Origin of the sequence: Phenylobacterium sp., from assembly GCF_030697925.1 — a bacterium.
Lineage (GTDB): Bacteria > Pseudomonadota > Alphaproteobacteria > Caulobacterales > Caulobacteraceae > Phenylobacterium.
In genome coordinates this window covers 1-9,916 of the sequence record NZ_JAUYOJ010000131.1, presented here as the reverse complement: position 1 = coordinate 9,916, position 9,916 = coordinate 1, and the positions used below count along the sequence as shown (strand labels likewise).

Here is a 9,916-nt window from a genome sequence, read left to right as displayed (position 1 = left end):
CGAGACCTTCCTCGGCACGGCCGGCGTGCCTTCCAACGTCCCGGCGACCTACTACATCGACCTGGACGCCACCTGGGGCGTCACGGACAATGTCGAGATCAAGCTTGGCGTGAACAACGTGGCCGACCAGCAGCCGCGTCTCTACGCCCCGAACGTCCAGTCCGGCACCGACCCGTCCAGCTATGACGTGATCGGCCGCCGCGCCTTCGGACAGATCAAGCTCCGCTTCTAAGCTCCAAGAGGCCCTACTCCGGGGCGGCGGTTCCCCTCCGCCGCCCCGATTTTTTCGCGATATCCGACACGCCATTGGGAGTTACGACCTTGACCGCTCTCGCAGAATCGCGCGCCCGGCGGACCCTGCGTCCGACTGAGGCGATCTTGGGCGCCGGGCTGCTCGCCGCGGTCCTCGACATCTCCAATCCGATCATCATCTGGAGCCTGAAGGGCGTTCCGGCCGAGCGCATCCTGCAGTCGGTGGCCAGCGGCCTGCTGGGCAAGGCGGCGTTCGCGGGCGGGGCGGCCACGGCGGCCCTGGGCATGGCGGCCCACACCCTGATCATGCTGGGGGCGGCGACCTTCTACTATCTCGCCAGCCGCAGGCTGCCGGCCATGAACCGCCATCCCTGGATCGCCGGCCCGGCCTTTGGATTCGGCTTCTATTTCTTCATGAACTACCTGGTCGTGCCGCTGTCGCTGGCCGCCTACAAGCCGCCGCACGGCTGGTTCCCGGTGTTCAACCAGATGTTCTGCCACATGGTGCTGGTGGGCCTCACCTTCTCGCTGATCATCAGCCGGGCGCGGAAGCCCGGCGATCCAGCCTAGGCCAGGTGATCGCCGGTGGCGGCTCAGCTTCGGTCCAGGTCTTCGTGGGCCTGGCCGCCCCGAGCGCGCGCTGGAGCGACCTCTCGGACACCAAGCTTGACAATTGCCCCAACAAGAAAGAAGTTTACTTATACTTAGAGTAAATAAGCTTGACTATTCAGCTTTGGTTAGTCGATATTTACCAATTCAGTCAATAGATCAAGTATTATTGATCGACGAACATTGTTGTCGGTGATATGACTTCCGGGCGTTTCTTGGAGGAAACACCCATGACTGCCGCTGTCGCAACGAAGGGGCGCTATGCCCAAATGAGCCTTGTGCAAGGGCTCGACAGTTCCGTCCTCAAGGTCTCGACCCCTGGGGACTTCGTCGACAAGGACTTCAGCATCGTCAGCAAGTCGATCCTGGAGCTGATCCACAAGCACACCGGCTGCAACTGCCTGTCCGGTCGCATCAAGGTGGTGATCGAGGACGATTTCGAGGACGTGATCCGCGTCGATCTTGGCCAACGCTTCGGCTGAACGCGTCCGGCCCCGCCCTCGACCCGCGGAGGGCGGGGCCGGATCCTTCAATAGCAAGCAGGATCGCCATGACCCGCCCCACCGTCGGACTGCTCTACAATCCGGTCAGTCCGCTGCTGATCGCCCAGGCGCCGGACCTGGTGGAGTATCTGGGCGTGATGCCCGACCGGCTCTGGTACGACTTCGGCCCGAACGCGCAGGGACGCCGCTTCCACCGCACCCTGGGCGCCATCGACGAGCTGCGGCGCTGCGCCGAAGGCCGGCTGACGGCCGGGCATGGCATCGGCTTGTCGCTGCCCAGCGCCATGCCGCTGGATGAGGCCTTCGTCGACGCGGTGGCCGAGCTCGCCGCCGACATCGGGTTTTCCTGGTTCAGCGAGCACCTCAGCGTCTTCATCACCCCCAAGGGCGCCGTGCCCAACGCCCAGGCGGGCCTGGGCCTACCCATCGCCTACGACGACGAGGTCTATGGGATCGTGGCCGGCAAGGCCGCGCGGCTACGCCAGGCCCTGGGCTGCCCCATCGCGCTCGAGAACGGCGCCTTCTTCACCCCGGTCCCCGATCCCGACATGACCGAGCCGCAGTTCCTCAACCGGCTGCACGCCGAGGGCCGCTGCGAGACCCTGCTTGACCTGCACAACCTCTATGTGAACTGGCGCAACGGCGGCGAGACGCCCGAGGCCTATATCGCCCAGCTCGACCCGGCCGCGGTGATCGAGATCCACCTGGGCGGCGGCGACGATTTCGCCGGCTTCTACATGGACAGCCATTCCAGCCTGACGCCGGAGCCGGTGTGGGAGACCGCCTTCGCCCACGTGGCCGGCTTCCCCAACCTGCGGGCCATCACCTATGAGTTCCAGGAGACCTATTACGAGGATTTGGCCGACGGCCTGATCCCGGAGCTGGAGCGGATGCACGAGCTCGCCGAGACCTGGGCGCCGCGCCGGAGGTTGGCCCATGCTGGCTGACTTCCAGCAGGCGCTCGCCGACCTCACGGCCTCGCCGGAGCTGTGCATGGCGGTGAAGATCGATCCCTCGTTGCTGATGCGCCGCTACCAGCTCACCGACCGGGAGGCGGGTAGGCTGGAGGGGATCGTACGCCATCCTGGCATGGCCTGCTCCTGCATGGTCTACAGGGCCAACCGCCTGGCGCCGCTGGCGCTGAACACGCCGCGGCTGTGCAAGGCGCTGGGCCATGACCTGCGGGCCGTGGCCTCCGACTACTGGGCCGACCATCCGCAGTCCAACGTGCATTTCTATGTGGAGGCCGACCGCTTCTGCCGCTTCGTGCGGCGCGAGATCGCGCGCGGCCGATCGTTCGGGCCGGAGGTCGGTTCCGCACTGGAGATCGAGAGCGCCCAGGTGGCCGCGGCCCTACGCGAAAGCCATACGGAAGCCGCGTGAAGCGGCGCTAGGCCAGCGCGCGCGCCCAGGCCTTCTTCAGCTCGGCGGCGACGCCACCCTGGGGCTCGTGCAGGTCGTGGCGGCGCAGCGAGCGGGCGCCGACGAACGAACCGCCGCGCCAGGCGACCTGGGCCTCGTGGCCGATGCCGCCCAGAATGTCGACCATCAGGAAGCGGTCGGGAACGGCTGGCCCACCCTCACCGAGATCGATGCGGAAGCCCTCGAGGGACCTGTCGACGATGGTGCAGGAGACCAGTTCACCGCCGGCCGACAGCAGGAAAGCCGGCAGGCTGACGCTCTCGCGCGGACTGGCGCGGCGATCCCCGGCGCGGGAAATCGACCGTCGTTCCAGCTCGCTGGCGTTATCGAGAACGAAATTCCGCACGCGTCTCTCCAAGTCGACCGAGTTAAGCACGTAGCCCTTACCCAAAGGTGTCAGAGCGTCGCAGTCTCGGCGTCGGGACGTCCGGCCTTAACCCATATTACCGCGAATTATGTTTGCCGGCGGTCGCTGAGGCGACAGAAGGAGCTTGTCGGACGGGCGCTGGGACGCCCGCCACGCTGGAGCTTGCCTGGTGATCGTGTTCGCCGCCGCCGCGTCCTTGCTCGCGGGCGCCCCGGAACTGCCGCGCCTGCCGGAGATCCGGCGCGATCCTCAGGTCACCTATGTCGACCGGTCCGGCGCGATGCTGGGCGTGCGCGGCGGACGCTACGGCCCGCCCGTCGACCTGGCCAAGCTGCCGCCCCATGTGCCGGCCGCCTTCATCGCCATCGAGGATCGCCGGTTCTACGAGCACACCGGCTTCGATCCGGTGGGCATAGGCCGGGCGATCATCGCCGGGGTCAGCGAGGGGCGCGCGACCCAGGGCGCCTCGACCATCACCCAGCAGCTGGCGCGCAACCTGTTCCTGACCTCCGACCGTACGGTCGAGCGCAAGGCTATGGAGCTGCTCTACGCCGTCCAGCTCGAGCGCACCTATTCGAAGCGCCAGATCCTCGCCCTCTATCTGAGCCGGGTCTATTTCGGCGGCGGGGCCTATGGGCTGGAGGCGGCGTCGCAGCGCTATTTCAACAAGCCCGCCGCGCGCCTGACCATCCAGGAAGCGGCGACCCTGGCGGGGGTGCTGAAGTCGCCCACCAACTACAATCCGGCCGAACAGCCGCAGCGCGCGGCCCAGCGGGCGGCCCTGGTGCTGAACGCCATGGTCGAGATCGGGGCCATCACCCCCGCCCAGCGCGCCAAGGCGAGCGCCCGGCCGTTGAAGGTCGCCCCGTCGGCGTCGAGCGCCTCGGCGCAGTATTTCGTCGACTGGCTGGACGGCCAGCGCCGCCAGCTGGTCGGCCAGCCCAAACAGGACGTGGTGGTGGAGACCACCCTGGACCTCGGCCTGGAGAGTGTCGCGGCGGCGACCACCAGCTCCGTCCTGGCGCGCCACCAGGCCCAGCAGGTGTCGCAGGCCGCGCTTGTCGCCGTGGACGGCCAGGGGCGGGTGCGGGCCATGGTCGGCGGCGTCGACTACGCCAAGGGCCCGTTCAATCGGGCGGTGACCGCCAAGCGACAGGCGGGCTCGGCCTGGAAGCCGTTCGTCTATCTGGCCGCCCTGGAGGCCGGACGGGTTCCCGATATGCCGGTGGTGGACGAGCCCCTGACTATCGGGACCTGGTCGCCGCGCAATTACAACGAGGGTTATCTGGGACCGATCACCCTGCAGGTGGCGCTGGCCCAGTCGATCAACACCGTGGCGGCGCGGCTGGCCGACGAGGTGGGCCGGCCCAATGTGGCGGCGGCGGCGCACCGGGTGGGCATCGTCTCGACGATCAACACCGATCCGGCCATGGCGCTGGGCACCACCCTGGTCTCGCCGCTGGAGATGGCCCAGGCCTATGCGACCTTCTCGAACGGCGGCTATCGGGTCAGCGCCTACGGCATCGAACGCATCCGCACCACCGGCGGGACCGTGCTCTACCAGCGCAAGGCCGCGGCGCCGCAGCCGGTGGTGGCCAATCCGCCGCTCAGCGACCTGAACCTGATGCTGCGCACCGTGATCGTCTCGGGCACCGGAACCCGGGCGGCGATCCCGGGCTATGACCTGGCCGGCAAGACCGGCACCACCTCCGACTACAAGGACGCCTGGTTCGCCGGCTATACGGGCGGTTTCACCACCGTGGTCTGGATGGGCCGCGACGACGGGGCGCCCATGGGTCGGGTCACCGGCGGCGGGGCGCCGGCCGAGCTCTGGCGCAGCTTCATGAGCGTGGCGCTGAAGCGGGTCCCGAAACAGCCGATCCCTGTCGGCCCGCCGGCGGCCGCGCCGTTGCCGCCGCCGCCGATCGCCGATCCGATCGACGCCTTGGTCCCGCCGGCGGCCGACACGCCCGAGCCGCCGGTCGAGGACCCTCCGATCGGCTAAGGCTACTGCCGCACCATCTCCGCGCGGACCTGGGCCTTCACCTCGCCCTTGGGCATGCTTTCCGGCGTCTCGAACACGACCTTGGCGATCTTGCCGGGATAGGCGAAGGGCGCGGCGTAGTCGTCGACCACGGGCGACAGGCTGCGGCCGAGGTCCATACCCGTCGATGAGACGATGAACAGCAGGCGCGGGACCCGGCCGCTGGCCACGACCTGGCCATCGACGGACAGGACCACATCGCCGCCGCCGTCGGCGGTGCGGGTCACGACCAGGCCGATTTCATGCGGGCCCGCCGTCAGCGGCGTGGCCGCCGTCAGCCGCGTATGCTCGTGGAACTCGTTGTAGTCGAAGACCAGCCGCCCCTGCTTCACGAACAGCACGAAGCCGCTGTTCAGGCTGCCGCGGGCGATGAGGGCGCCGTCGCCGTCTCCCGCCGGGTGTTCCAGTTCGAGGCTCGTGGTCCAGCCCCGCGCCGCCGAGGGGCAGGCGTCGGAGACCAGGTGCGAGAGCGGAGGATAGTAGACGAAGCGGTTGCGTGAGGCGGGCAGGCCCGGCCGCATCGAGGCGCGGAACAAGGCCATGGCCGGGCGATCGTCCAGCGGCAGGACGCCATGGATCTCGGCCTGGGCCCACCATAGGTCGACCATCTCCTTGAGCTTCTCAGGGTTCGTCTCGGCCAGGTCGTCGTGCTCCGAGAAGTCCTCGGCCAGGTGGTAGAGCTCCCAGCGATCCTCGTCGAAGGGCTGACCGGGCGTGTGGTGGGTGACCGCCTTCCAGCCGTCCTTCCAGATGCCCCGATGGCCCAGCATCTCGAAATACTGCGGCCCGCGATCCAGCGCGGCGCCGGCGTCGGCGAAGGTGGGCTTGAGGCTCACCCCGTGGACGGGCGTCTGCGGAACGCCGGCGACCACGGTGGGGGTCTCGATTCCCAGGGCGTCGATGATGGTCGGGGCGATGTCGATCACGTGGCAGAACTGGTCGCGGGTCTCGCCCCCGGCCGTGACGCGGTTCGGCCAGTGAACGATGAGCGGATCACGAACCCCGCCGCCGTGGGTGTTCTGCTTGTACCACTTGAGCGGGGTGTTGCCGGCCTGGGCCCATCCCCAGGGGATGTTGCAGTGGCTATTGGGGCCGCCGATGTCGTCCAGGCGCGACACCGCCTCGTCGACGCTCTCGCGGATGCCGTTGAACCACTTCATCTCGTCGAGCACGCCGGTGGCGCCGCCCTCCTGGCTGGCGCCGTTGTCGGACATGACGATGAGGAGCGTGTTGTCGAACTGGTCGATGGACTTCAGGAAGGCGACCAGCCGGCCGATCTGGTCGTCGGTGTGCTCCAGCATGGCGGCGAAGGCTTCCTGCAGCCGGGCGGCGAAACGCTGCTCGTTGACCGAAAGATCCGTCCACGGACGGACGCCGGGGTTATGCGGGGCGAGCCTGGTGTCGGGCGGGATGATTCCCAGCGCCTTCTGGCGGGCGAACCATTCCTCGCGGGCCACGTCCCAGCCAGCGTCGAACTTGCCGCGCCACTTGTCGAGATAGGCCTGCGGCGCCTGGTGGGGCGAGTGCATGGCCCCGAAGGCCAGGTAGAGGAAGAACGGCTTCTCCGGCACCAGCGAGACCTGATCGCGGATCATGCCAGCCGAACGGTCCACGATGTCCTCGGAGACGTGGTAGCCGTCCTCCGGACCGCCGGGGGCGTCGATGAAGTGGTTGTCGTGGGTCAGTTCGGGGAAGAACTGGTCGGTCTCCCCCTGCAGGAAGCCATAATAGCGGTCGAAGCCCTTCTGCAGCGGCCAGTTGGTATAGGGGCCGGCGGCGGAGCACTCGGCCATGGGCGCCAGGTGCCACTTGCCCGTGGCGTAGGTCCCATAGCCGTTGTCGCGCAGGATCTCGGCCAGGGTCGCGGCCGAGCGCGGGACGGCGCCGCGCATGTTCGGATAGCCGGTGTCGAAGTTGGAGATCGCCCGCATGCCCACCGCATGGTGGTTGCGGCCGGTGAGCAGGCAGGCCCGGGTCGGTGAGCATAGCGCGGTGGTGTGGAAACCGGTGAAGCGCAGGCCGCCAGCGGCCAGGGCGTCGATGTTCGGCGTGGCCAGGGTCGAGCCGTAGCAGCCGAAGTGCGAGAAGCCGGTGTCGTCCAGCACCACCAGCACCACATTGGGCGAGCCCGGCTTGATCTTGGACGCCGGCCACCAGGGCTGGGATTCCGGGATGGTGCGTCCGATGACGCCCTGGAAGTCTTCTCCGGCGGGGGTCGTCTTGCTCATGGCTTCAAGTCTCCGGGGGCCGGATCGGGCGCCAGCAGGCCGGCGGTCCCGTAGGCGGCGAGCTGTTCGATGAGGGCGGCCATGGCCGCGGGGGTCTGTCGGACCTTCGACGTGTCGCGGGCCCAGCGGGCCATGGCGAAGACCACGCTGTCGATCAACCACCTCAGGCGTTGGTCCACGAAGGCCGTCGAGACGTGCGGCACGACCTGGGCCAGCCGTCGCTTGGTCCGGCGGATGCCGCTCAGCAGGGCGTCGTCGACGCCCTGCTCACCCAGCAGCCGGGGATGGAAGGTCACCTGGGCCAGGATGCTGAGATAGTCCGCGCCCCAGGGCGCCTCGACCACCGCCAGACCCAGCGGGGCGATGGTGGCCCGAACGATATCCAGCGGCGCGGCGTCGTGCGGCAGAGCGTCGATCAGGGCTTCGCGCCTGGCGTTGATGGGCGCCAGCCGGCGGTTCATGACCGCCGCCAGCACCCCGGCGCGGGAGCCGAAGTGGTAGTGCACCGCCGAGCGGTTCTTCTGCCCGGACTCCGCGACGATGTGGGTCAGGGCCACCTGCTCGACCCCGCGCTCGGCGAACAGGCGCTCGGCGACCGACAGCAGTTGGTCGACCGTGCCCTCGGCGACGTCCTCGACCCGTGCGTTTCCCATGGCGGGCATTTAGCCGCTCCCGATTTAATACGATGTATTATCCGGGGCGAGGCGGGAGTCAATCCGGGCTTGAGCGGCCGGGTCTAGGCGCGGTCACGCTTGGGCGTGGTGAGCGAGAAGGGCACGATCGAGCGCTCCGACCGCGAGACGGTGAAGCCTCGGTCCACCGGCGGGAAGGCGCGCTGCTGGCAGTCGTCGCGCTCGCAGATGCGGCAGCTCACTCCGATGCGCTCGGGCGGCCCCTGCAGGTCGACCCCGTCGGAATAGACCAGGGCGTCGGCGTACTGGACCTCGCAGCCGAGGCCGAGCGCATAGCGGCGGTCGGGGGTCCCGTGGGCGCCGGAGCGCTTGAGGATGCCCCAGGCCAGGCAGAGATAGCGTGCGCCGTCCGGCATCTCGGCCACCTGGGTCAGGATCCGTCCATCGCGGCCGAAGGCCTCGTGCACGTTCCACAGGGGGCAGGCGCCGCTGAAGCGGGCGAACTGGAAGCGCGTGGCGCTGTGGCGCTTGGTGATGTTTCCGGCCGGATCGACGCGGACGAAATAGAACGGCACGCCGCGCGCGCCCGGCCGCTGCAGGGTGCTCAGCCGGTGGCAGGTCTGCTCGAAGCTGGTCTGGAAGCGCAGCGACAGCAGGTCGATGTCGTGACGCAGGTCCTGGGCCGCGTGACGGAAGGTCTCGTAGGGCAGCAGCAGGGCGCCGGCGGCGTAGTTGGTCAGGCTGATGCGGCAGATCTCCACCGCCGAGGGGCTGCGCAGTTCCGAGACCGCCAGCTCCGCCTCGATGAGCTCGCCCAGCTCCACGGCGACGATGTGGCAGGCCATCTGGAACGAGCGGGTCTCCGCCGGCTGGGCGGCGTTGAGCATCAGCTCGCGGGTTCCGGAGTCGAAACGGCGCATCAGGTCGCCGGCGGCGCTGCGCCGGACCCGCACCTTCAGCCGGTCGCGGAGATAGATCTCCAGCGCGGTCTCGAGCGGCAGGTCGGGACTAAAGCCGCAGCGGTCGTGCAAGGCCTCGGCCGCCAGGTCCAGGGCGTGGATGTAGTTGTTCTTGTAGTGGAAGAAGTCGCGGACCTCTTCGTAGGGCAGCAGGGCGCTGGCGGCGACGGTCTCGTCGAGCGCGATGGCCTCGTCGGTGGCGTTCAGGCGCTCGCCGGCTCGGCGGTGGGCGCGGTGCAGGTCGAGATAGTGGCGCGCGAAGTTCGGGGCGTTGGTCACCACATGCTTCAGCTCGGCCAGGGAGGGCGCCGGCGCCTCGTCGGTCCATTCCGCGGTGGCCTCGCGCAGGTCGGCGATCAGCCGTTGGTCATCGTCCGCGTCGAGGGATTGAGCGTCCACATCGAACACGCGCATCATGGCGATCAACACCCTGGCGGTGACCGGCCGCTGGTTGGCCTCGATCTGGGAAAGGTAGCTGATCGAGACGCCAAGCCTTGTAGCGCAAGGCTCAAGCTTCCATCCCCGGGCCTCGCGCAGGCGGCGAACCTTGGGGCCGACGAAGAGTTTCTGTTGCATTTGCAAATTCGCAGAATGTGTTTTTGTGAAGCACGAATTTTACAATAGCGCCTCTATTCACGTGACGTCACCTCCGCAGGCGCCTATCGCGGCGATGCGCTCCATTTTCGGGACGCTTCAACCCGGGTCATCGCCGTGAACAAACCCGTTGGCAGTCTGGCGACAGCTGGCGCCAAGCAAGTGCTCGAAGAGCTAGAGCGCCGTCGTTCGGAGGCGCGTCTTGGGGGCGGGGAGCGTCGGATCGCCTCGCAGCACGCCAAGGGCAAGCTGACGGCGCGCGAGCGTCTGGAGCTGTTGCTGGACGAGGGCTCGTTCGAGGAGTTC

The 9,916-nt window shown here is 68.3% G+C and carries 11 protein-coding genes; 7 read left to right on the top strand and 4 right to left on the bottom strand.

Translation table 11 applies throughout. From position 1 onward, the window contains the following. From Q8Q88_RS12250 to Q8Q88_RS12230, 5 genes are all read left to right on the top strand, one after another. A partial coding sequence (locus Q8Q88_RS12250; RefSeq protein WP_305675471.1) for a TonB-dependent receptor occupies window positions 1-232 on the top strand: 232 nt, incomplete at its 5' end. An 89-nt stretch (window positions 233-321) separates the two neighbouring features. Further along, entirely contained in the window at window positions 322-822 is a 501-nt protein-coding gene (locus Q8Q88_RS12245) for a hypothetical protein (protein ID WP_305675470.1), read from the top strand. A gap of 308 nt (window positions 823-1,130) precedes the next feature. Beyond that, window positions 1,131-1,343, top strand: a complete 213-nt coding sequence (locus Q8Q88_RS12240; protein WP_305675469.1) for a hypothetical protein — start codon at window positions 1,131-1,133, stop codon at window positions 1,341-1,343. Window positions 1,344-1,411: 68 nt separating this feature from the next. Further along, the gene (locus Q8Q88_RS12235; RefSeq protein ID WP_305675468.1) at window positions 1,412-2,311 is read left to right on the top strand and encodes a DUF692 family multinuclear iron-containing protein; all 900 of its coding nucleotides are present in this window, start codon (window positions 1,412-1,414) and stop codon (window positions 2,309-2,311) included. Continuing rightward, the gene (locus Q8Q88_RS12230) at window positions 2,301-2,747 is read left to right on the top strand and encodes a hypothetical protein (protein ID WP_305675467.1); all 447 of its coding nucleotides are present in this window, start codon (window positions 2,301-2,303) and stop codon (window positions 2,745-2,747) included. Before Q8Q88_RS12235 ends, Q8Q88_RS12230 begins: the two co-directional genes overlap by 11 nt. Window positions 2,748-2,754: 7 nt before the next feature. Here Q8Q88_RS12230 and Q8Q88_RS12225 read toward each other — a convergent pair whose 3' ends face one another. Continuing rightward, window positions 2,755-3,132 carry a PilZ domain-containing protein gene (locus Q8Q88_RS12225; protein ID WP_305675466.1) on the bottom strand — a complete coding sequence of 126 codons (378 nt, stop codon included), beginning with the start codon at window positions 3,130-3,132 and terminating at the stop codon, window positions 2,755-2,757. Between the two features lie 190 nt (window positions 3,133-3,322). On the opposite strand from Q8Q88_RS12225, the gene Q8Q88_RS12220 reads away from it, so the two are divergent. Continuing rightward, window positions 3,323-5,158: a transglycosylase domain-containing protein gene (locus Q8Q88_RS12220; protein ID WP_305675465.1), complete on the top strand. Its 1,836-nt coding sequence runs from the start codon at window positions 3,323-3,325 to the stop codon at window positions 5,156-5,158. A gap of 2 nt (window positions 5,159-5,160) precedes the next feature. On the opposite strand, the gene Q8Q88_RS12215 is transcribed toward Q8Q88_RS12220, so the two are convergent. The 3 genes from Q8Q88_RS12215 to Q8Q88_RS12205 form a co-directional block, all read right to left on the bottom strand. Beyond that, window positions 5,161-7,425 (bottom strand): arylsulfatase, encoded by a 2,265-nt coding sequence (locus Q8Q88_RS12215; protein ID WP_305675464.1) that lies wholly within the window; start codon window positions 7,423-7,425, stop codon window positions 5,161-5,163. Further along, entirely contained in the window at window positions 7,422-8,087 is a 666-nt protein-coding gene (locus Q8Q88_RS12210) for a TetR/AcrR family transcriptional regulator (RefSeq protein ID WP_305675463.1), read from the bottom strand. The genes Q8Q88_RS12215 and Q8Q88_RS12210 overlap by 4 nt, the downstream gene beginning before the upstream one ends. 74 nt (window positions 8,088-8,161) lie before the next feature. Further along, window positions 8,162-9,592 carry a short-chain fatty acyl-CoA regulator family protein gene (locus tag Q8Q88_RS12205; RefSeq protein ID WP_305675462.1) on the bottom strand — a complete coding sequence of 477 codons (1,431 nt, stop codon included), beginning with the start codon at window positions 9,590-9,592 and terminating at the stop codon, window positions 8,162-8,164. A gap of 156 nt (window positions 9,593-9,748) precedes the next feature. Between Q8Q88_RS12205 and Q8Q88_RS12200 the strand changes: the two genes are divergently transcribed. Beyond that, on the top strand, window positions 9,749-9,916 hold a 168-nt coding region (locus tag Q8Q88_RS12200), incomplete at its 3' end, for a hypothetical protein (RefSeq protein WP_305675472.1).

Bases quoted from the DNA above. Each gene is read 5' to 3' on its own strand.
- Q8Q88_RS12240 (WP_305675469.1), top strand. From the start codon at position 1,131: ATGAGCCTTGTGCAAGGGCTCGACAGTTCCGTCCTCAAGGTCTCGACC.
- Q8Q88_RS12235 (WP_305675468.1), top strand. From the start codon at position 1,412: ATGACCCGCCCCACCGTCGGACTGCTCTACAATCCGGTCAGTCCGCTG.
- Q8Q88_RS12230 (WP_305675467.1), top strand. From the start codon at position 2,301: ATGCTGGCTGACTTCCAGCAGGCGCTCGCCGACCTCACGGCCTCGCCG.
- Q8Q88_RS12215 (WP_305675464.1), bottom strand. From the start codon at position 7,425: ATGAGCAAGACGACCCCCGCCGGAGAAGACTTCCAGGGCGTCATCGGA.
- Q8Q88_RS12210 (WP_305675463.1), bottom strand. From the start codon at position 8,087: ATGCCCGCCATGGGAAACGCACGGGTCGAGGACGTCGCCGAGGGCACG.
- Q8Q88_RS12205 (WP_305675462.1), bottom strand. From the start codon at position 9,592: ATGCAACAGAAACTCTTCGTCGGCCCCAAGGTTCGCCGCCTGCGCGAG.